The following is an 18,925-nucleotide window of genomic DNA, read 5'->3' as shown; positions in this document are numbered from 1 at the left end:
GGGATATTTGCGCCAAGGTAAAGGGGCGTCAAAGATCGAAGGAGGCCAGCACGGGCACATGGTCGCTGGGCTGTTCCCAGCCCCGGCAGGGACGCAGGACGCGGCTGCCATGGGCGGCATTGGCGATGTCGCGGCTGGCCCAGATGTGGTCCAGGCGGCGGCCCTTGTCGGCGGTGTGCCAGTCCTTGGCGCGATAGCTCCACCAGGAATAGAGCAGCCCGGACGGGATATCCTGGCGCGTCACGTCCACCCAGTCGCCCGCATCCTGGGCCGACAGCAGGTGATCGACCTCGACGGGCGTGTGGCTGACGATCTTGAGCATCTGCTTGTGGGACCACACGTCATCCTCGCGCGGGGCGATGTTCAGGTCGCCCACCAGGATCGCCTTTTCGGGCTTGTCGGCATGGAAGACGTCGCGCATTTCGGCCACGAAATCCAGCTTCTGGCCGAACTTGAGGTTCTGTTCGCGGTCGGGGATGTCGCCGCCTGCGGGCACGTAGATGTTGTGGATCGTCACGCCGTTTTCCAGCCGCGCCGCGACATGGCGGGCATGGCCGAGGCTGGCATAGTCGCGGTCGCCCGCATCCGTGATGGGCAGGCGCGACAGGATCGCCACGCCGTTATAGCCCTTTTGCCCGCGCGCGACGATGTGGTGGTAGCCAAGCGCCCGGAACTGGTCGAGCGGGATCTTGTCCACCGGGGACTTGCATTCCTGCAGGCACAGCACGTCCGGCGCTTCCTCGGTCAGGAACCGCGCGACCAGCCCTTCGCGCAGTCGGACCGAGTTGATGTTCCAGGTGGCAATGGTGAACATGGCAGTCTCCTTTGGCGGGCGGACACTAGCCGCGCCGATCCGCCCTGTCGAGTTGACGCAACGGCAGGAAAATGCTGCACCGGCACAATCACGGCTTGGTGATGTCGGCGACTGCCGTTAAGCAATGCCATCGGGCAAAGGGGGGCGAGATGCAGTTGACGGTGGACGAGGCCTTGGCGCGCGGCGGGGCCGGGCGGTTCCAATGGCGGCTTCTGGGGATCTTTGGACTGGTCTGGGCGGCGGACGCGATGCAGGTCATCGCGGTGGGCTTTGCGGCACCGTCCGTCGCTGCGACCTTCGGGATCGACCGCGTGACGGCCTTCCAGATCGGCACGGTGTTCTTTGCGGGCATGTTCCTGGGCGCCTTCGCCTTTGGCCGGATCGCGGACCGGATCGGGCGCCGCAACATCCTGGTGCTGACCGTGGGCATGGACGCGATCTTCGGGCTGGCGTCCGTGTTTGCGCAGGATTTCACGCTGCTTCTGGTGCTGCGCTTCCTGACCGGCGTTGCCGTGGGCGGCACGCTGCCCGTGGACTATGCCATGATGGCCGAGTTCCTGCCGCCCCGGAACCGCGGCCGCTGGCTGGTCTGGCTGGAGGGTTTCTGGGCCGTGGGAACGATCGTCGTTGCCCTGACCGCCTGGGTCGCGGTGGCGCAGGGGGCGGTGGCGCCCTGGCGGTGGATCTTCGCGGTGGCGGCGATTCCGGCCCTGATCGGCATCTTCCTGCGGCTCTGGGTGCCCGAATCGCCCATGTTCCTGATCCGCAAGGGCGACAAGGCGGGGGCCAAGGCGGTGGTCGACCGGGTGCTGGTCACGAACGGGATGCAGGCGCTGCCGCGCGATGCGGAACTGGTTCCCGCACAGGTTCCCACGGGGGCCGAGACCTCGATCTTTTCCGACATGCTGCGGTCGCGGACCATCGGCGTGCTGGCGGTGTGGTTCCTGGTGTCGCTGTCCTATTACGGCGTCTTTGTCTGGGTGCCGGGACAACTGGCGACGGAAGGCTTCGGCTTCGTGCGCGGATACGAATTCCTGGTCGTGCTGGCCCTGGCGCAGGTGCCGGGCTATGCCCTGGCCGCCTGGGGGGTCGAGGCGGTGGGTCGCCGGGCGACGCTGCTGTGCTTCCTGCTGCTCAGCGCCGCGGGCTGCGCGCTGTTCACGGTGGCGACGGGAACTGCCATGATCGCTGCTGCCCTGATCCTGATGAGCTTTGCGCTGCTGGGCACCTGGGGCGCGCTTTACGCCTTCACGCCCGAACTTTACCCCACCCACCTGCGCGGCACCGGCATGGGCACCGCCAGTGCGGTGGCGCGGTTGGGCGGGATCCTGGCCCCCAGCCTGCTGGCCTTCGTCTTTGCCAAGGGCTTCGGTTTCGCCATCGGCGTCTTTGCCGCGCTGCTGCTGCTGGGCGCGTTGGCCCTGCTGCTGGTCAAGACCGAGACGCGCGATCAGGCCATTGCCTGAAACCGCATCCCCTTTTGCCCCGTTCCCCTGTCAATCAGCAGGAGGACGGGGAACATGGGCCAACTGGTCAACGGGGTCTGGAAGGACGAATGGTATGACACCGAGGCAAGCGGCGGCGAGTTTGTCCGCGACACGGCCAAGCACCGCAACTGGGTGACCGCCGATGGCAGTCCCGGCCCGACCGGAGGAGGGGGCTTCAAGGCGGAAAGCGGGCGCTATCACCTTTACGTCTCGTATGCCTGCCCCTGGGCGCATCGTGCGCTGATCTTCCGCGCGCTGAAGGGGCTTGGGGATCACATCGACGTCTCGGCCGTGCATCCCGACATGCTGTGGAACGGGTGGGAGTTCCGCACCGACTTCGACGGCGCCACCGGCGACCGGCTGTTCGGCGAGCCATATCTGTACAAGCTGTACCTGCGCGCGGATCCCAAGGCATCGGGCCGGGTCACGGTGCCGGTGCTGTGGGACCGCGACGGGGATCGGATCGTGTCGAACGAAAGCAGCGACATCATCCGCATGTTCAACAGCGCCTTTGACGGCATCACCGGAAACACCGACGACTATTGGCCCGAAGACCTGCGAGAACAGGTCGAGCATCTGAACGACCGCATCTATGACACGGTCAACAACGGCGTCTACAAGGCGGGCTTCGCCACGTCGCAGGAAGCCTATGACAAGGCGGTCCACCCCTTGTTCGACAGCCTCGACTGGATCGAGGGGATCCTGTCCGAGAACCGATATCTTGCCGGAGACCGCCTGACCGAGGCCGACTGGCGCCTGTTCACCACGGTTGTCCGCTTCGATGCGGTCTATCACACGCATTTCAAGTGCAACCGCCGCCGGATCGTCGATTACCCGAACCTGTGGGCCTGGGCACGCGAGTTGTACCAGATGCCCGGCGTGGCCCAGACCGTCCGGCCGGATCATTTCATGCGCCACTACTACTTCAGCCACGACACCGTGAACCCGCACCGCATCATCCCCATCGGTCCCGATGCGGATTGGACCGCGCCACATGGCCGCGGATGAACGAAGCCCCGGCGCGGGAAAACGCCGGGGCATCAGAGAGGGGAGGGAGAGTGTGGCCGCATCCTCCGGCCACTGGGCTTCGGACGGATAACGCGTTTCCAGGCCGCGGGTTCCAGAACCGGACCGCCTGAACGCATTCCGTCTTTCGCGTTCACTCCTTCGCCGCGGTTCTGGACATTTTTGTCAGAAGATCCGTTGTTTCAGCTCATCGGGACTGCTGACATGGGCGTGCCAAAACTCGCGGGCTTCTTGTGGAAGACGCGCCAGGACCCGCTCCAGATCGGCCGCGTTCACGTATCTGCGAAGGGTCCAGGCTGTTGCCTCGATAGCATTGGAAGGGGTCAGGTTGTGGTGCGGCCTGACCTGTTTCGCCTCCAGGGTCAGCGCCTCTCGATCGGCGAAGGGAAGTGGGGGGTTATCCACTTTCCACCCTGCCACGAAAATGGCTCGGGGAACGGACGGCAGCACGGATGCAAAATCTATTCCTTCCTGGGCCGTAAGGCGGCGTCGGAAGACTTGAAGAACAGCATCCAAGGCGGTGTAGGCGCTGTTGTCAGACACCAAATCCATCCTGTCCTTCAGGTCATCCAGAATTGCCCGCCACTCCTTGGACGAATGCCGATAAGTCCATGGCATAGGCATTTTCAGGGGCCGCCCAGTTGTTTCCCTCGACACCAGCAAGGTTAACCTGTCACGGCAGATTTGTCCGCATCTTTGCCAGAACCAAAAAGGTCCGGCATGGCCGGACCTTTTCTTGTGTCGCAGTTTCTTGTGTCGCAGTGGCGTGTCACGCCACCAGCCGGTATCCGCCCGATTCCGTCACCAGCAGGCGCGCATTGCTGGGATCGGGTTCGATCTTCTGGCGCAGGCGATAGATGTGGGTTTCCAGCGTATGCGTGGTGACGCCCGCATTGTATCCCCAGACCTCGTGCAGCAGCACGTCGCGGGCCACCACCCCGTCCTGTGCGCGATACAGGAACTTGAGGATATTGGTTTCCTTCTCGGTCAGGCGGATCTTGCGGTCCTTCCCGTCGATCAGCATCTTCATCGCCGGCTTGAAGGTATAGGGCCCAAGCTGGAAGATCGCGTCCTCGGACTGTTCATGCGTGCGCAGTTGCGCGCGCAGGCGGGCCAGCAGGACCGGGAACTTGAAGGGCTTGGTGATATAGTCGTTGGCGCCCGCGTCCAGGCCCAGGATCGTGTCGGCATCGGTGTCATGGCCGGTCAGCATCACGATGGGGCATTTCACGTTCAGCTTGCGCAGCTTCTTGCACAATTCGCGGCCGTCGGTGTCGGGCAGGCCCACGTCCAGGATCACCAGGTCGAAGATCGCGCCCTTGGCGGCGTCCACGGCGCCCGCGCCGGTGCCGGCCTCGGTCACGTCGAAATCGTCGGTGGCGATCAACTGTTCGGCCAGGGCCTCGCGCAGGTCTTCCTCGTCATCGACAAGCAGGATCTTTTTCAGTCCGGGCATGTTGCCTCCTCAATCTTGTTGGGCGAGTAGGTGGCGTGCGTCCGGCCATGCGTCCAGCATCATGTCGAAAATCTCACATGGAGTTGTCGGTCAGGGCGCTTATGTTTCACTTTGTTTCAATTCCGCAGGATCGCCGATGAGCCTGATCCCCACCCTGGCCGAAACCGTATCCCGCGCGCGCAGCGACCTGCGCACCGGATTGCCGGTGATGATCGGCCATCATCTGGTCGCGGCGGTGGAAACCCTGGCGCCCGCGCGGCTTGACGCGATTCGCGCCCTGGGCCGTCCGGTCCTTGCGCTGACCGGACGGCGGGCCGAGACGCTGAAGGCCCGGGCCTATGACCAGGGGCTGGCCCGCGTCATCGTGCCGGGCGATGCGGACCATGCCTGGCTGCGGGCCTTGGCCGATCCTTCGGGCGATCTGATGACCCCGATGAAGGGACCGCTGTTCACGGAACGCGAAGGGGATGCGACGGCGCATATGGCCGGGCTGGCGCTTGCGAAGTCCGCGCAGTTGCTGCCCGCCGTGCTGGTGGTGGCGGCCGAGCCGCTGCCCGGCCTGACCCAGGTCGCGCCCGGCCCCCTTCTGGCGCAGCTTGCGCACGAGGCGGCCCTGGCCCCGGTTGCCGCCGCAAACCTGCCGCTGCTGGCGGCGGAACGGTCGCGGCTGCATATCTTCCGTCCCGACGATGGCGGGGCCGAGCACTACGCCATCGAGATCGGCGATCCGCCCCGCGACGCGCCGGTGCTGGCGCGGCTGCATTCGGCCTGCTTCACCGGCGACGTGCTGGGCAGCCTGAAATGCGACTGCGGCCCGCAGCTGCACGCCGCGCTGACCGCGATGGGGCAGGCGGGACAGGGGGTGCTGCTGTATCTGAACCAGGAAGGGCGCGGCATCGGGCTTGCCAACAAGATGCGCGCCTATGCCCTGCAGAACCAGGGCTTCGACACCGTGCAGGCCAATCACCGCCTGGGATTCGAGGATGACGAGCGCGACTTCCGCATTGGCGCGGCCCTGCTGCGGCGGATGGGGTTCACGCAGGCCCGGCTGATGACCAACAACCCGCGCAAGGTGGCGATGATGGAAAGCCACGGCATCACCGTGACCGAACGCGTGCCGCTGGTCGTCGGCCGCAACCGCTTCAACGAGGCTTATCTGGACACCAAGGCCGAAAAGTCGGGGCATCTGCTGTGAGGCCCGACGATCTGGTCCTGACGCCGCAAGGGGTGCGCTTTCGCGGGCGGGTCTTTCCGTGCAGCATCGGCAAGCGCGGCGTCACCCGCGACAAGCGCGAGGGCGACAAGGCCACGCCTGCCGGGATGATGCGGATCACGGGGCTGTGGTATCGTCCCGACCGGCTGGCGCGGCCCGCCCCCTGGGCGCGGGTCATCGGGCCGGGCGATCTGTGGTGCGACGCGCCGGACCATCCGGGTTACAACCACCATGCCCGCGCACCTTTGAAAGCCAGCCATGAAAAGCTGCGCCGGGCCGATCCGCTTTACGATCTGATCCTGACGACCGACTGGAACTGGCCGGATGCCGTGCCGGGCCGGGGGTCGGCGATCTTCCTGCATCAATGGCGCCGGCCGGGATACGGGACCGAGGGCTGCATTGCCTTTGCGCGTCCGCACCTGATCTGGATCGCGCGCCATGCGCGGCCGGGCACGCGGGTGATCGTGCCCTAAAGGGCGTTCCTGGGCATCGGCAGATCGCCCCGGTTATAGGGGCCCCAGTCCGTCACCTCGGGATAGAACTGCCTGCGCCAGGCGCGGACGCGCGGGTTCATGCGCCGCCGCCACCAGGGCGGCACCATGGCCACAAAGGTCATCGCCGGATAGCCCATGGGCAGTTGCGGCGCTTCGTCCTGCCCATAGGTCTGCAGCAGGGGGAACCGCCGGTCGGGCTTGTAGTGGTGATCCGAATGGCGCTGCAGGTTGATCAGCAGCCAGTTCGACACCCTGTGGCTGGCGTTCCAGCTGTGGCGCGGCAGGATATGTTCATACCGCCCCTCGCCCAGATGCTTGCGCGTCAGGCCGTAATGTTCGACGTAATTCGTCAACTCCAACTGCCAGATCGCCACGAAGGCCTGGAAGACGAACAAACCCAGTCCCTGCAGGCCGCCCAGGGCCAGGGCCAGCAGGACCATCGCCCCTTGCAGCATCCCATAGCGCCAGAACGGACTGCGCCGGTCCCACGGCCTGCGTCCGGCCCGCGCCAGCAGCCGGGCTTCGGCCCGCCATGCGCTGCGCGGCCCTTGCCTCAAGACCCGCCAGAAAAACCTGTAGAAGCCTTCGTTGTAGCGCGCCGACACGGCATCGCGGGGGGTGGATACCCAGGCGTGATGGACCAGCAGATGCTCGGTCCGGAAATGGGAATACAGCGTCGAGGCCAGCAGCAGGTCGCCCATCCAGCGTTCCACGGCCGTCTTCTGGTGCAGAAGCTCGTGGGCATAGACCATGCCGATGGTGCCGGACAGAACGCCCAGGCCGAAGAACAGGCCCAGCTTTTCCGGCCCCGACAAGTGCCCCGCACGGCTAGCATACCAGATGCAGCCGAAGATCGCGGCGAATTGCAGCGGGAACCAGACAACCGTGACGGCGCGGTGCCAGAACAGGGCGCGCGTTTCGGTCTGGGGATCAGGGTTTGCCTCGTTCAGCCCCAGCACGCCGTCAAGGGCCGTCGTCAGATACCAGGCATAGGCGGGCAGCAGCATCCACCAGAAGCCCCCCCTGCCTGCCGCCAGCACGACCAGCGGCAGCATGACCACGGACATCCAGAACGGCGCGGCGGGCGGCAATCTGCCTGGGGTTGAATCGCTCATGCCCGTGATCTTATGCGGCGATCTCGGCCCGCGCCATATCCCAGACCTTGCGCATCAGGCCCGGCAGCGCCTCGCGGTCGACATGCCGCAGGGGCACCAGGTGGCCGCGCGCCGGGGCCGCGTCCAGATCGCCCAGCATCACCTGCAGGGACAGGGTGAAATGGGTGAAGACATGGCGGACATGGCCGATCTCTCTCCAGTTCGCCTTTCCCGGCGGTGGCATGTCGCGGCCGTCCCAATGGGCCGAGGGGAAGGCCAGCGTGCCGCCCAGAAGGCCCTTGGCCGGGCGTTCCTCGAACAGCACCGCGTCGCCCTGGCGGGCGACCCAGGCGATGCCGGTGCGGTCGGGCTTGGCGGCTTTCGGCGCCTTGCGCGGCAGGCTGGCGGCGATGCCCTGGGCGCGGGCGTCGCAGTCGTGGATCAGCGGGCAGATGCCGCAGGCGGGGCTGCGCGGCGTGCAGATGGTCGCGCCCAGGTCCATCATCGCCTGCGCATAGTCACCCGGCCGCTGCTGCGGGGTCAGTGTTTCGGCAAGTGCCAACAGTTCCGGTTTGGCGGCGGGCAGGGGCGTTTCCACCGCGAACAGCCGCGCCACGACGCGTTCGACGTTGCCATCAACCACAGTCTCTGGCGCGTCATAGGCGATCGCCGCGATCGCGGCCGAGGTATAGGCCCCGATCCCCGGCAGCGCCTGCAGCCCGTCGCGCGTCGTCGGAAACCCGCCCGCTGCCGCCACCGCGCGGGCGCAGGCCAGCAGGTTGCGGGCGCGGGCGTAATAGCCAAGCCCGGCCCATTCGGCCATGACCTGCGCGTCGGGCGCCGCCGCCAGATCCTGCACCGTCGGCCACAGCGTCGTGAAACGCTCGAAATAGGCCTTCACTGCCGCGACGGTGGTCTGTTGCAGCATCACCTCGGACAGCCAGATGCGGTAGGGGTCGGGCGCGTCCCCACCGGGCGGCACGCGCCAGGGCAGGACGCGCGCGTGGCGGTCGTACCAATCCAGAAGCTGCGGGGCGATCACCCGGATGTCACGCAATTATCAATCCCTTGTCCTGTCGCCGCGCTTTCATCCCGGCGCGGGCCTGATTAAGGATATGGGCGTGACATCGCATCAGGCAAAGATGGGCAACAGGCAATGAAGGCGCAGCCGCCCGACCGTACCCGCAACCCCATGGCACGCCGCAGGCGCGGCTTCCAGCAGGCTTCGATCCTGCTGGCCGACCGGGTGCAGAAGGCGGCCGAGGGGCGGGGCTTCGCCGTGGCCCGCCTGCTGACCCACTGGCCCGAGATCGCCGGCCCCCAGCTTTCCGCGATGACCCGCCCGGTCCGCATCAGCCATCAGCGGGGCGGCTTTGGCGCGACGCTGACGCTGCTGACCACCGGCCCCGCCGCGCCGCTGGTGGAAATGCAGCTTCCGCAGCTGCGCGAACGGGTGAACGCCTGCTATGGCTACAATGCCGTGCAACGCATCATGCTGACCCAGACCGCCGCCACGGGCTTTGCCGAAGGCCGTGCCGTCTTTGCCGCGGCCCCTGCCCAGCCCGCCACGCCCGATCCGCAGGTCCGCCAGCAGGCCGACCAGATCGCCAGCCAGTTCGACGATCCCGCCCTGGCCGAGGCCATTGCCCGGCTGGCCCTGAACATCGCAACCAAACGACACCGGAACCACCGAAAGGATTTTCCATGCTGATCCGTTCTGCCGCCGCCGCACTGGCGATCGCCATCGCCGCCCCGGCCGCGATGGCCCAGGATGCCGCCCCCGCGGCCCAGGCGGAAGCCCTGCCCGACATCGCGCTTGGCGCCGATGACGCGCCGCTGACCATCGTGGAATATGCCAGCTTCACCTGCGGGCATTGCGCCAACTTCCACGAAGAAAACTGGCCCCGGCTAAAGGCCGAATATGTCGATACCGGCAAGGTCAAGTTCATCCAGCGCGACGTGTATTTCGACCAGCCCGGCCTGTGGGCCGGAGTGCTTGCGCGCTGCGGCGGCGACGACAAGTATTATGCCGTGTCCGACATGCTCTTTGACGAACAGGAGCAATGGCTGGCCGGCGGCACGGGCGAGGAGATCGCCGCGAACCTGCGCAAGATCGGCCTGAAGGCCGGCATGACCGAGGAACAGATGACCGCCTGCTGGGAAGACACCGCCAAGGCCGAACAGCTGATCGCGACCTTCCAGCAGAATGCCAGCGCCGATGGGATCGAGGCCACGCCGACCTTCATCATCGGCGGCGAAAAGGTCATGAACCAGCCCTGGGACGACATGAAGCAGGTGATCGAGGGCAAGCTGGCCGAGGCTGCCCAGTAAGCCCTGGACGCATGGCTCGCCGGACGGGCGGGCCATGATCCCGGTTCATCTGGGAATTGCTTTTTGTCAAATCGGGCCGCATCCTTCGCCTGCGCCAAAGCGGCGCATGGCACAAGGGATGCTTGCCCATGATCAAAGAGTTCCGTGAATTCATCGCCCGAGGCAACGTGATCGACCTGGCGGTCGGGATCATCATCGGCGCGGCCTTTACATCCATCGTGAATTCCGTCGTCGAGGACCTGATCAACCCGATCCTGGGCCTGCTGACCGGCGGCATCGATTTCACGAACAAGTACATTGTCCTGTCCGGCACCGTCCCCGACGGCGCAAGCCTTGCGGCGGCGCGCAATTCCGGGGCGGCCATCTTTGCCTATGGATCCTTCCTGATGGCGGTGCTGAACTTCCTCATCATCGCCTGGGCGGTGTTTCTGCTGGTCAAGGTGGTGAACCGCCTGCAACGCGCGGCGCTTCGGCAGAAAGTGGAAGAACCCGCCCCAGCCGGTCCCACCCAGGAAGAACTGCTGGCCCAGATCCGCGACCTGCTGGCCGACCGTGCCACGATGGCGGATTATCCGCTGCCAAGGCCGTGACAGGTGCCGGCGCGAGGCATCGCGCCGGGCCGTTCCTTATCCCGCCAGAAGCTGGTCGGGCGTGATCGCCTCAAGCCCCAGGGCCTCGCCCACGGGGGGCGAGGTCAGGCGCCCGCCATGCGTCGACAGGCCCGCGCGCAGATGCGGGTCTTCCAGCACCGCCTGCCGCCAGCCCTTGTCCGCCAAGGCCAGCAGGAAGGGCAGGGTGGCATTGCCAAGCGCCTGGGTTGAGGTGCGCGCCACCGCCCCCGGCATGTTCGCCACGCAGTAATGGACCACGCCGTCGACCTCGTAGATCGGATCCTGGTGCGTCGTCGCGCGCGATGTCTCGAAGCAGCCGCCCTGGTCGATGGCCACGTCCACCAGGACCGATCCCGGCTGCATGGTCGACAACTGGTCCCGCGTCACCAGCTTGGGGGCCGCGGCGCCGGGGATCAGCACCGCGCCGATCACCATGTCTGCCGTGCGGATCAGATCGGCCGTTGCCGCCGCGCTGGAATATTGCGTGGTCAGGCGCCCCATGAAGATGTCGTCCAGATAGGAAAGCCGCGTGACCGACCGATCGGTGACGGTGACATTGGCGCCCATGCCGACCGCCACGCGGGCCGCCGCCGTGCCCACCACGCCGCCGCCGATGATGACGACATTGGCGGGCCTGACGCCCGGCACACCGCCCAGCAGCACGCCGCGCCCGCCATTGGCCTTCTGCAGCGCCCAGGATCCGACCTGCGGGGCCAGACGCCCCGCCACCTCTGACATGGGCGCCAGCAGGGGCAGACCGCCGCGCGCATCGGTCACCGTCTCATAGGCGATGGCGGTGACCCCCGATCCCAGCAAGTCGCGGGTCTGGTCGGGGTCGGGCGCAAGGTGCAGATAGGTGAACAACACCTGGCCCTCGCGCAGCATCGCGCGTTCGGCGGGCTGGGGTTCCTTGACCTTCACGATCATCTCGGCCCCGTCGAAGACCGACTTTGCATCCGGCGCGATGCTGGCCCCGGCAGCGGCATAGTCTTCGTCCGTGAAGCCCGCCCCAAGCCCCGCACCGCTTTCCACCAGCACGCCGTGGCCGCGTCCCACCGCCTCGGTGACGGCGGCAGGGGTCATGCCCACGCGGAACTCCTGCGGCTTGATTTCCTTCGGGCAACCGATCTTCATGCATTCCTCCCATGCTTTGGGAAAGTGTCGCACCGATCCGCTGCAAGATGCTGCGAAGCTGGAGCCGTTTCGGCATTGGTCGCGAAACAAACCACTGGCTATCGGCGCTTCTGGCGAAGAATATCCGGCCATGTCGGACCTTGATGCAATAGACCGCCGAATCCTTGCCCTTCTTCAGAAAGAGGGGCGAATCAGCAATGCCGAACTGGCGCTGCGCGTCCACCTGTCGCCCTCGGCCTGCCATCGCCGGGTTCAGCGGCTTGAGGAGACGGGCGTGATCCACGGCTATGTCGCGCTGCTGGACGCGCGCAAGCTGCGCCGCCAGACCACCGTCTTCGTGGAAATCACCCTGTCGGGCCAGGCGGACGAGGTGCTGGAGGCCTTCGAGAAGGGCGTGCGCGCGATTCCCGACGTGCTGGAATGCCACCTGATGGCGGGAACGGCCGATTACCTGCTGAAGATCGTGGTCGAGGATACCGACGACTTCGCCCGCATCCACCGCCAGCACCTGGCCCGCCTGCCCGGCGTGGCGCAGATGCATTCCTCCTTCGCGCTGCGCACGGTGTTCCGCACCACTGCGATCCCGGTGTGAGGATGCTGCGCCGTCATCTGCTGTCGCTGCTGGCCACGTCGCTGGCGACACCCGCACTGGCGCAACCCCGGCGCGAACCGCCGCCTGCAATCGACGATCCTCGCGCCAGCCACTTCGCCTTTGGCCCGCCAGGCGACCAGTGGCGTATCTTCGTGGGCCTGCCGAAGGTTCCGCCGCCGCGCGAGGGCTATTCGGTGGTCCTTTCGCTGGACGGCGGCACGACCTTTCCGCATCTGTGGCATCATCGCGAAACCCGGGCGCGCGATGCGCCGGTGATCCTGGTCGGCATCAGCTATGAAAACGCGAACCGCCGCTGGCGCGACCTGACCTCGCGCGCGATGGCGCCGGTGGCGCCGATCCTGTTCTATCGCGCCCCGCCCGCGGACCGGCCGACCGGCGGGCGCGAAGCCTTTCTGTCCATGATCGCAGAGGAACTGCTGCCGGAACTTTCCCGACGTCACCCGCTGGACCTGCGCGACATGACGATCTACGGCCATTCGCTGGGCGGGCTGTTCGTGCTGCACGCGCTGTTCACCCGCCCCCGCCTGTTCGCGCGCTACGTCGCGGCCGATCCCTCGGTCTGGTGGAACGCAGGCGAATCGCAGCGCGAGGCGGCGGCCTTCGCCGGCGGCGTCGCGGCAGCGGGCGGGACGGTCGATCCGGCGATCCAGGTGATGATCGCCCAGGCCGGGCGTCCGCGGCAGAACCATCCGCATGATCCCACATTGCTGGTGCGGATCCTGTCGGGCGTTCCGGGGGTGGAGGTTCTTTACCGCCCCTATCCGCAGGAAGACCACGGATCGCTGATGGGGCCGTCGACGGCGGATGCGTTGGATCTGCACCTGTGGCGGTAAACGCAAACCCCCGCGGCTTGCGCTGCGGGGGTTTGACGGAAACGCGGATCGCGTCGCCTTACAGTGCGCCTTCGCGCTGTGCCTTTTTACGGGCCAGCTTGCGGGCGCGGCGGACGGCCTCGGCCTGTTCCCGGGCCTTCTTGACCGACGGCTTCTCGAAATGCTGCCGAAGCTTCATTTCGCGGAACACACCCTCGCGCTGAAGTTTTTTCTTCAGGGCACGGAGCGCCTGTTCGACGTTGTTGTCGCGAACATTGACCTGCATGTGGTTGTCACCACCTTCCTAGGTTAGAGTTGCAAGATTGCAGGATGCGCCCCCCTATCAGGCCGGGGCGCACTTGTCCAGACAGGAGGCCGCCTATGACCCGAACCGACCGCGATGCCTTGCTTGACGCCGCCCTGACCCATGTCCCGTTCGAGGGGATGAACGATCGCGCCCTGATGGCAGGGGCGCGTGACCTGACCATGTCGCCCGACCTGGCGCGGGTTCATTTTCCCCAGGGCGGGGCAAGTCTGGCCGCGGCCTATCACCGCCGCGCCGATGCGATGCTGCGCGACAGCCTGGCCCAGACGCCCCCGGGGGGCCGCTTCCGCGACCGCGTGGCCGAGGCGATCTGGCGCCGCCTGATGCTGGTCGATGCCGAACTGGTGCGCGCGGGCGCGGCCACGCTGTCGCTGCCGCAGAACGCTGCCCTTGCGGCGCGGCTGGTCTGGGAAACGGCTGATGTGATCTGGACCGGCTTGGGCGACGGGTCGCGCGACGTGAACTGGTATTCCAAGCGCGCCACCCTGTCCGCCGTGGTCAGCGCCACGGTCCTGTTCTGGCTGGGCGACGATTCGCCCGACCACAGGGAAACCCGCGCCTTCATCGACCGGCGCATCGACGGCGTGATGCGGTTCGAGCAGGTGAAATCGACCTTGCGCAAGCTGCCGGGGGCGGAAAAGCTGGCGCAGATGGCGTTCGGCTGGATCCGGGCGCCCGGCTCGCGCGATCTGCCCGGTCGCACCCGCCCGTAAGGAGAAACGATGTTCCCCGACGCCATGAAGGCCATCGAGATCGCCGGCCCCGGCGGTCCCGACATGCTGAGGCCCGCCAGCCGCCCTGTTCCGGTGCCCCGCCACGACCAGATTCTGATCCGCGTGGCTTATGCCGGGGTGAACCGCCCCGATGTCCTGCAACGCCAGGGCAGCTATGCGCCGCCGCCCGACGCATCGGACCTGCCGGGGCTTGAAGCCTCGGGCGAGATTGTGGGCATGGGCGCGGGCGTGACCCGCTGGAGAAAGGGCGAACAGGTCTGCGCGCTGCTGCCGGGCGGCGGCTATGCGGAATATGCCGTCTGCCATGCCGACCATGCGCTGCGCATCCCCTATGGCCTGGGCTTGCGCGAAGGCGCCTGCCTGCCCGAAACGGCCTTCACGGTCTGGTCCAATGTCGTGACCCGCGGCGGGCTGACGGGGGGCGAGAAGTTCCTGGTCCACGGCGGCAGCTCGGGGATCGGGATGATGGCGATCCAGATCGCCCGCGCCCTGGGCGCCCGGGTTTTCGCGACCGCCGGCAGCGCCGAGAAATGCGCGGCGATCGCGGCGCTTGGGGCGACCCCGATCAACTACCGCGCCGAGGATTTCACCAAGGTCATGGCGGCCGAGGACGGCGCCGACCTGATTCTGGACATGGTGGGCGGCAGCTATATCGCCAGGAACATCAAGGCGCTGGCGCCGGACGGCAGGCTGGTCATGATCGCCTTCCTTGAAGGCCCCAAGGTCGAACTGAACTTCGCCCCCATCATGACCAAGCGGCTGACCGTGACCGGCTCGACCCTGCGCCCGCAATCGGACGCCGCCAAGGCCGAGATCGCCGAGGCCCTGCGCAAGCAACTGTGGCCGCTGATCTCGGCCGGGTCGGTCCGGGTCAGCATCGACAGCGAATTCGACCTGGACGACGCGGCCGAGGCCCATCGCCGCATGGAAAGCAGCCAGCATATCGGCAAGATCGTCCTGAAAGTGGCGGGTAATGGCCCCTGAGGCGTGGGCAGGTGCCTCGGGCGGGGATATTTGACGCATAGAAGATGAGACAGGCACACAGACCTTGCGGGCACCCGTCCCCAAGGTCTGTGGCATATGCGGTGGCGGTCATCGGCGTCCCCGCCTGTTCGGCGTGTTCAATGTCGCATTGGGATCCTAAGAAAAAGTTGAGACCGCATCTCCTGTGGGAAATATCCCGGGGGAGGCCCGCAGGCCCGGGGGCGGCGCCCCTTCTTCAGCGGATCTTTTCCATCAGCAGGCGGGGACGGGAACAATCCTGGCGCGCGTCGGGGGCGCAGTCGCGGGGCCGCAGGTCGCGGGTCAGGCAGATGCGCACCTCGGCCAGGGCTTCGGCCTTGCAGGTGACGGTGATGCCATCAGGTGACAGCCGGGGATTGACCTCGAGAAAGGCTTCCTCGACCACCTGGGGCGGCAGGGTGATGTCGCGGGGCAGGTCGTCGAAGGGGGCGGGGATGCGGACCATCTCGGCCGCTTCCCGCGTCGTGGCATAGTATTGGCCTGCCGAAAGGCCGGAACAACGGCCGTGCTTCTGCCACTGGTACAAAGCCAGCCCCGGCGACATCAGGTCGTCCATTGCCTGGGTCTGGCGCCGTGACGGATCTCGTTCATTCGTATCGCAGTGATCGGGCCAGCCCCGTTCGTATTGCGGCCAAAGACCATGAACCGTGAAATCCAGCCCGCTGCCTTGGTCGCATTCGCTGGCGTCGCGATCATCACCCGTCGCGCGGCACCAGCTTGGCTGCCAACTGAGCGCGAGAACATAATAGTCGAATTCGCCCGCGACATCCTGCGCAGGGGCAGGCAGGGGGCAAAGCGTCAGCGCAAGGGCGGCAAGCAGGGCATGTTTCATGCCGCCACCATGCCCCGGCAGGCAGGCGCCGTCCACGACCCTTGCGAATCCTCTTTTCCCCAGTCGTCAGAATCGCTATATGACCGGTCAATTCCCCCCGAAAACGAGGAATGGCACCCCGCCAAAAGCCGTTTTACCGGTCTGAGACCTGCTGTTCGGGGCAGACATGCGAAGGAGATTGACATGAGCAAGCCGCTGATGGCCAAGGCGACCGCCGTCTGGCTGGTGGACAATACCACGCTGAGCTTCAAGCAGATCGGAGACTTTTGCGGCCTGCACGAGTTGGAAGTGCAGGGCATCGCCGACGGCGACGTCGCGGCGGGCGTCAAGGGCTATGACCCTGTCGCGTCCCACCAGCTTGACCCCGAGGAGATCCGCAAGGGCGAGGCCAGCCCGACCTACAAGCTGCGCCTGAAGCACAACCCCGCCGCCGAGGGCGAGGAAAAGCGCCGCGGCCCGCGTTACACGCCCCTGTCCAAGCGCCAGGACCGGCCGAACGCCATCCTGTGGCTGGTGAAGTTCCATCCCGAGCTGCCGGACGCGGCCATTGCCAAGCTGGTGGGCACCACGAAGCCAACGATCGCGTCGATCCGCGAGCGGACCCACTGGAACATCCAGAACATGCAGCCGATCGACCCGGTCGCCCTGGGCCTGTGCCGCCAGACCGAATTGGACGCCGCCGTCCAGAAAGCCGCCAAGAAGGCCGCCGCCAATGGCGAGGTGATGACCGACGACGAACGCCGCAAGCTGGTCAGCACCGAAACCTCGCTGTCGATGAGCGACGAGCCGCGCCTGCCCTCGTCGATGGCTGGGCTCGAGAACTTCTCGCTGACGCGGGACGAGCCGAAGGAGGCCGAGCCCGACCTGGATGCCGACAGCTTCTTCAACCTGCCCGATCGGGACGAGGACGATGACGAAAACGGCGGCCGTTGAACGCCAGGTCCTTCCCATGACAAAGGCCGGTGCGTCGATGCGCACCGGCCTTTTCTTCTTTCGTCCGGACCGGGTTCAGGTCTTGCGGCGGATGAAGCGCCCGATCGCGATCAGGATGCAGGCACCGATCACGGCGATGACCAACTGGCCGATCGCGCCGCCGGCGGTGGTGCCGAAGATGGCGCGGGCCAACCAGTTGCCCAGAAGTGCGCCAACGATGCCCAGGATGATGTTCATCAGAAGACCATGGTCGCTCTTCATGATCTTTTCGGCGATCCAGCCTGCGATCGCGCCCAGGATGATCGACAGAATCCAGCCAAAACCTTCCATGACTTTCCCTTTCCATGATGACCCGGCACATCACGACGACCAGGGTCTTGCCCATTCAATGCCGGCAGGACGCATTGCGTTCCGCAAGCCTTGGAACTTGTGTGGAAAATGTCACACCGACAGGCAGATGTATTTCAGCTCGAGATAATCGTCCATGCCGTGCCGGCTGCCTTCGCGGCCCAGGCCCGACTGCTTGACCCCGCCAAACGGCGCCACTTCGGTCGAGATGATCCCGGTGTTCACGCCCACGATGCCGTATTCCAGGGCTTCCTGGACGCGGGTGATGCGGCCGATGTCGCGCGCATAGAAGTAGGAGGCCAGTCCGAAGATCGTGTCGTTGGCCTTGGCGATGACTTCCTCCTCGGTCTCGAACCGGAACAGGGGGGCCAGGGGGCCGAAGGTTTCCTCGGTCGCGACCTTCATGCGGTCTGTGACGCCGGTCACGACCGTGGGCTTGAAGAACAGCCCTTCCATCCGCTCGCCTCCGGTGATGACCTGTCCGCCGCCGTCCAAGACGTCGCGGATGTGTTCCTCGACCTTTTCGACCGCATCCTCGTTGATCAGCGGGCCGGTGGTCACGCCGTCCTCCAGCCCGTCGCCCACCCGCAACTTGTCCACCGCCGCCGCCAGCTTCTGCGCGAAGGTGTCATAGACGCCCGCCTGGACATAGATGCGGTTGGCGCAAACGCAGGTCTGGCCGTTGTTGCGGAACTTGGACGCCATCGCGCCTTCCACCGCCGCATCCAGGTCGGCATCGTCGAAGACGATGAAGGGCGCGTTTCCGCCCAATTCCATGCTGCATTTCATCACCTGGTCGGCGGCCTGGCGCAAAAGGATCCGCCCCACCTCGGTCGAGCCGGTGAAGGTCAGCTTGCGCACCAGCGGGTTCTCGCAGAACTCCTTGCCGATGTCGGAGGACCGTGACGAGGTGACCACCGACAGGATCCCCTTGGGCAGGCCCGCGCGTTCGCCAAGCACCGCCATGGCAAGCGCAGACAGCGGGGTTTCCGCCGCCGGGCGGGCGACGAAGCCGCAGCCTGCGGCCAGGGCAGGGGCGACCTTGCGGGCGATCATGGCGTTGGGAAAGTTCCAGGGCGTGATGCTGCCCACCACGCCGATCGGCTGGCGCAGCACGGTCAGGCGCTTGTCGGGCATGTGGCCGGGGATGGTTTCGCCATAGACGCGCTTGGCTTCCTCGCCGAACCATTCGATGAAGCTGGCGCCATAGGCGATCTCGCCCTTGGCCTCGGGGAAGGGCTTGCCCATCTCGGCGGTCAGGATGCGGGCCAGGTCGTCCTGGTTCTGCATCATCAGGTCGAACCACTTGCGCATCACGCCTGCGCGGTCCTTGGCCGTGCGCGCGGCCCAGTCCTTCATCGCCCCGGCCGCGGCCTCGATGGCGCGGGCTGCGTCCTGGCGGTCCATGTCGGCCACCTTGGCGATCACGTCGCCGCGGGCGGGGTTCGTCACGTCGAAGGTGGCGCCGTCCCGCGCCTCGACCCATTCGCCGGCGACAAAGGCGCGGGTTTCCAGCAGCGACGGATCGCGCAACAGGGTCTTCAGGTCGGTGGAATGCTTGGTCATGGGGCTGGCTCCGTATCGGTTGCCCAAGATCAGCACGTGGGCATGGGGATGTCAAAGCGGGGGCGGCGCACTGCAGAGC

The 18,925-nt window shown here is 66.4% G+C and carries 22 protein-coding genes; 12 read left to right on the top strand and 10 right to left on the bottom strand.

Features of this window, described 5'->3' with window-relative positions; all coding sequences use genetic code 11:
* Nucleotides 1-28 precede the first annotated feature (28 nt).
* The gene (locus FIU66_RS12620) at nt 29-814 is read right to left on the bottom strand and encodes an exodeoxyribonuclease III (RefSeq protein ID WP_167623094.1); all 786 of its coding nucleotides are present in this window, start codon (nt 812-814) and stop codon (nt 29-31) included.
* A gap of 149 nt (nt 815-963) precedes the next feature.
* On the opposite strand from FIU66_RS12620, the gene FIU66_RS12615 reads away from it, so the two are divergent.
* Together FIU66_RS12615 and FIU66_RS12610 are read left to right on the top strand one after the other, a co-directional pair.
* Nucleotides 964-2,280 (top strand): MFS transporter, encoded by a 1,317-nt coding sequence (locus FIU66_RS12615; protein ID WP_167623093.1) that lies wholly within the window; start codon nt 964-966, stop codon nt 2,278-2,280.
* Nucleotides 2,281-2,334: 54 nt separating this feature from the next.
* Entirely contained in the window at nt 2,335-3,309 is a 975-nt protein-coding gene (locus FIU66_RS12610; RefSeq protein ID WP_167623092.1) for a glutathione S-transferase family protein, read from the top strand.
* A 183-nt stretch (nt 3,310-3,492) separates the two neighbouring features.
* On the opposite strand, the gene FIU66_RS12605 is transcribed toward FIU66_RS12610, so the two are convergent.
* Complete coding sequence (locus FIU66_RS12605; RefSeq protein ID WP_370528917.1) at nt 3,493-3,945, bottom strand: DUF2267 domain-containing protein; 453 nt, start codon at nt 3,943-3,945, stop codon at nt 3,493-3,495.
* A gap of 151 nt (nt 3,946-4,096) precedes the next feature.
* Entirely contained in the window at nt 4,097-4,783 is a 687-nt protein-coding gene (locus tag FIU66_RS12600; RefSeq protein ID WP_167623091.1) for a response regulator transcription factor, read from the bottom strand.
* Between the two features lie 136 nt (nt 4,784-4,919).
* On the opposite strand from FIU66_RS12600, the gene ribA reads away from it, so the two are divergent.
* Both ribA and FIU66_RS12590 read left to right on the top strand, forming a co-directional pair.
* Nucleotides 4,920-5,978: a GTP cyclohydrolase II gene (gene ribA / locus FIU66_RS12595; RefSeq protein WP_167623090.1), complete on the top strand. Its 1,059-nt coding sequence runs from the start codon at nt 4,920-4,922 to the stop codon at nt 5,976-5,978.
* Nucleotides 5,975-6,469: a L,D-transpeptidase gene (locus FIU66_RS12590; RefSeq protein WP_201281063.1), complete on the top strand. Its 495-nt coding sequence runs from the start codon at nt 5,975-5,977 to the stop codon at nt 6,467-6,469. The genes ribA and FIU66_RS12590 overlap by 4 nt, the downstream gene beginning before the upstream one ends.
* Here the strand turns inward: FIU66_RS12590 and FIU66_RS12585 are convergent.
* Together FIU66_RS12585 and FIU66_RS12580 are read right to left on the bottom strand one after the other, a co-directional pair.
* The gene (locus FIU66_RS12585) at nt 6,466-7,557 is read right to left on the bottom strand and encodes an alkane 1-monooxygenase (RefSeq protein ID WP_240544691.1); all 1,092 of its coding nucleotides are present in this window, start codon (nt 7,555-7,557) and stop codon (nt 6,466-6,468) included. The genes FIU66_RS12590 and FIU66_RS12585 overlap by 4 nt on opposite strands.
* A gap of 58 nt (nt 7,558-7,615) precedes the next feature.
* On the bottom strand, nt 7,616-8,641 hold the full coding sequence (locus FIU66_RS12580; protein WP_167623088.1) for an A/G-specific adenine glycosylase: 1,026 nt from the start codon (nt 8,639-8,641) through the stop codon (nt 7,616-7,618).
* A 135-nt stretch (nt 8,642-8,776) separates the two neighbouring features.
* Between FIU66_RS12580 and FIU66_RS12575 the strand changes: the two genes are divergently transcribed.
* The 3 genes from FIU66_RS12575 (at nt 8,777) to mscL (ending at nt 10,505) form a co-directional block, all read left to right on the top strand.
* Nucleotides 8,777-9,295 (top strand): DUF721 domain-containing protein, encoded by a 519-nt coding sequence (locus FIU66_RS12575; protein WP_167623087.1) that lies wholly within the window; start codon nt 8,777-8,779, stop codon nt 9,293-9,295.
* On the top strand, nt 9,289-9,915 hold the full coding sequence (locus FIU66_RS12570) for a DsbA family protein (protein WP_167623086.1): 627 nt from the start codon (nt 9,289-9,291) through the stop codon (nt 9,913-9,915). Before FIU66_RS12575 ends, FIU66_RS12570 begins: the two co-directional genes overlap by 7 nt.
* 128 nt (nt 9,916-10,043) lie before the next feature.
* Nucleotides 10,044-10,505: a large conductance mechanosensitive channel protein MscL gene (mscL, locus tag FIU66_RS12565; protein WP_167623085.1), complete on the top strand. Its 462-nt coding sequence runs from the start codon at nt 10,044-10,046 to the stop codon at nt 10,503-10,505.
* A 36-nt stretch (nt 10,506-10,541) separates the two neighbouring features.
* On the opposite strand, the gene ald is transcribed toward mscL, so the two are convergent.
* Nucleotides 10,542-11,660 (bottom strand): alanine dehydrogenase, encoded by a 1,119-nt coding sequence (gene ald, locus FIU66_RS12560; RefSeq protein WP_167623084.1) that lies wholly within the window; start codon nt 11,658-11,660, stop codon nt 10,542-10,544.
* 130 nt (nt 11,661-11,790) lie between these two features.
* On the opposite strand from ald, the gene FIU66_RS12555 reads away from it, so the two are divergent.
* Nucleotides 11,791-12,252, top strand: coding sequence for an Lrp/AsnC family transcriptional regulator (locus FIU66_RS12555; protein WP_103173147.1), 462 nt, complete (start codon nt 11,791-11,793; stop codon nt 12,250-12,252).
* Between the two features lie 2 nt (nt 12,253-12,254).
* Nucleotides 12,255-13,106: an alpha/beta hydrolase gene (locus FIU66_RS12550; protein ID WP_167623083.1), complete on the top strand. Its 852-nt coding sequence runs from the start codon at nt 12,255-12,257 to the stop codon at nt 13,104-13,106.
* Nucleotides 13,107-13,164: 58 nt separating this feature from the next.
* Here FIU66_RS12550 and rpsU read toward each other — a convergent pair whose 3' ends face one another.
* Complete coding sequence (gene rpsU, locus FIU66_RS12545; RefSeq protein WP_103173489.1) at nt 13,165-13,371, bottom strand: 30S ribosomal protein S21; 207 nt, start codon at nt 13,369-13,371, stop codon at nt 13,165-13,167.
* A 95-nt stretch (nt 13,372-13,466) separates the two neighbouring features.
* Here rpsU and FIU66_RS12540 point away from each other — a divergent pair, with 95 nt between their 5' ends.
* On the top strand, nt 13,467-14,123 hold the full coding sequence (locus FIU66_RS12540; RefSeq protein WP_167623082.1) for a COQ9 family protein: 657 nt from the start codon (nt 13,467-13,469) through the stop codon (nt 14,121-14,123).
* A 9-nt stretch (nt 14,124-14,132) separates the two neighbouring features.
* The gene (locus FIU66_RS12535) at nt 14,133-15,128 is read left to right on the top strand and encodes an NAD(P)H-quinone oxidoreductase (RefSeq protein WP_167623081.1); all 996 of its coding nucleotides are present in this window, start codon (nt 14,133-14,135) and stop codon (nt 15,126-15,128) included.
* A 235-nt stretch (nt 15,129-15,363) separates the two neighbouring features.
* Here the strand turns inward: FIU66_RS12535 and FIU66_RS12530 are convergent, their stop codons facing one another.
* Complete coding sequence (locus tag FIU66_RS12530; RefSeq protein WP_167623080.1) at nt 15,364-15,999, bottom strand: ribonuclease T2; 636 nt, start codon at nt 15,997-15,999, stop codon at nt 15,364-15,366.
* 183 nt (nt 16,000-16,182) lie between these two features.
* Between FIU66_RS12530 and FIU66_RS12525 the strand changes: the two genes are divergently transcribed.
* Nucleotides 16,183-16,932: a DUF1013 domain-containing protein gene (locus FIU66_RS12525; RefSeq protein ID WP_167623079.1), complete on the top strand. Its 750-nt coding sequence runs from the start codon at nt 16,183-16,185 to the stop codon at nt 16,930-16,932.
* Nucleotides 16,933-17,007: 75 nt separating this feature from the next.
* On the opposite strand, the gene FIU66_RS12520 is transcribed toward FIU66_RS12525, so the two are convergent.
* Together FIU66_RS12520 and FIU66_RS12515 are read right to left on the bottom strand one after the other, a co-directional pair.
* Complete coding sequence (locus FIU66_RS12520; RefSeq protein WP_167623078.1) at nt 17,008-17,262, bottom strand: GlsB/YeaQ/YmgE family stress response membrane protein; 255 nt, start codon at nt 17,260-17,262, stop codon at nt 17,008-17,010.
* Between the two features lie 111 nt (nt 17,263-17,373).
* Entirely contained in the window at nt 17,374-18,846 is a 1,473-nt protein-coding gene (locus FIU66_RS12515) for an NAD-dependent succinate-semialdehyde dehydrogenase (protein ID WP_167623077.1), read from the bottom strand.
* Between the last annotated feature and the right edge of the window lie 79 nt (nt 18,847-18,925).

Origin of the sequence: Paracoccus sp. AK26 (assembly GCF_011801365.1) — a bacterium.
In the GTDB taxonomy this organism is placed as follows: Bacteria; Pseudomonadota; Alphaproteobacteria; order Rhodobacterales; family Rhodobacteraceae; genus Paracoccus; species Paracoccus aerius.
The sequence above is the reverse complement of the archived record's forward strand: the minus strand, read 5'-3'. Positions and strand labels throughout refer to the sequence as shown.

Excerpts from the sequence above, each read along its gene's own strand:
- FIU66_RS12620 (WP_167623094.1), bottom strand. The coding sequence starts at position 814 with ATGTTCACCATTGCCACCTGGAACATCAACTCGGTCCGACTGCGCGAA.
- FIU66_RS12615 (WP_167623093.1), top strand. The coding sequence starts at position 964 with ATGCAGTTGACGGTGGACGAGGCCTTGGCGCGCGGCGGGGCCGGGCGG.
- FIU66_RS12610 (WP_167623092.1), top strand. The coding sequence starts at position 2,335 with ATGGGCCAACTGGTCAACGGGGTCTGGAAGGACGAATGGTATGACACC.
- FIU66_RS12605 (WP_370528917.1), bottom strand. The coding sequence starts at position 3,945 with ATGCCATGGACTTATCGGCATTCGTCCAAGGAGTGGCGGGCAATTCTG.
- FIU66_RS12600 (WP_167623091.1), bottom strand. The coding sequence starts at position 4,783 with ATGCCCGGACTGAAAAAGATCCTGCTTGTCGATGACGAGGAAGACCTG.
- ribA (WP_167623090.1), top strand. The coding sequence starts at position 4,920 with ATGAGCCTGATCCCCACCCTGGCCGAAACCGTATCCCGCGCGCGCAGC.
- FIU66_RS12585 (WP_240544691.1), bottom strand. The coding sequence starts at position 7,557 with ATGTCCGTGGTCATGCTGCCGCTGGTCGTGCTGGCGGCAGGCAGGGGG.
- FIU66_RS12575 (WP_167623087.1), top strand. The coding sequence starts at position 8,777 with ATGGCACGCCGCAGGCGCGGCTTCCAGCAGGCTTCGATCCTGCTGGCC.
- FIU66_RS12570 (WP_167623086.1), top strand. The coding sequence starts at position 9,289 with ATGCTGATCCGTTCTGCCGCCGCCGCACTGGCGATCGCCATCGCCGCC.
- mscL (WP_167623085.1), top strand. The coding sequence starts at position 10,044 with ATGATCAAAGAGTTCCGTGAATTCATCGCCCGAGGCAACGTGATCGAC.
- ald (WP_167623084.1), bottom strand. The coding sequence starts at position 11,660 with ATGAAGATCGGTTGCCCGAAGGAAATCAAGCCGCAGGAGTTCCGCGTG.
- FIU66_RS12555 (WP_103173147.1), top strand. The coding sequence starts at position 11,791 with ATGTCGGACCTTGATGCAATAGACCGCCGAATCCTTGCCCTTCTTCAG.
- FIU66_RS12550 (WP_167623083.1), top strand. The coding sequence starts at position 12,255 with ATGCTGCGCCGTCATCTGCTGTCGCTGCTGGCCACGTCGCTGGCGACA.
- rpsU (WP_103173489.1), bottom strand. The coding sequence starts at position 13,371 with ATGCAGGTCAATGTTCGCGACAACAACGTCGAACAGGCGCTCCGTGCC.
- FIU66_RS12540 (WP_167623082.1), top strand. The coding sequence starts at position 13,467 with ATGACCCGAACCGACCGCGATGCCTTGCTTGACGCCGCCCTGACCCAT.
- FIU66_RS12535 (WP_167623081.1), top strand. The coding sequence starts at position 14,133 with ATGTTCCCCGACGCCATGAAGGCCATCGAGATCGCCGGCCCCGGCGGT.
- FIU66_RS12530 (WP_167623080.1), bottom strand. The coding sequence starts at position 15,999 with ATGAAACATGCCCTGCTTGCCGCCCTTGCGCTGACGCTTTGCCCCCTG.
- FIU66_RS12525 (WP_167623079.1), top strand. The coding sequence starts at position 16,183 with ATGAGCAAGCCGCTGATGGCCAAGGCGACCGCCGTCTGGCTGGTGGAC.
- FIU66_RS12520 (WP_167623078.1), bottom strand. The coding sequence starts at position 17,262 with ATGGAAGGTTTTGGCTGGATTCTGTCGATCATCCTGGGCGCGATCGCA.
- FIU66_RS12515 (WP_167623077.1), bottom strand. The coding sequence starts at position 18,846 with ATGACCAAGCATTCCACCGACCTGAAGACCCTGTTGCGCGATCCGTCG.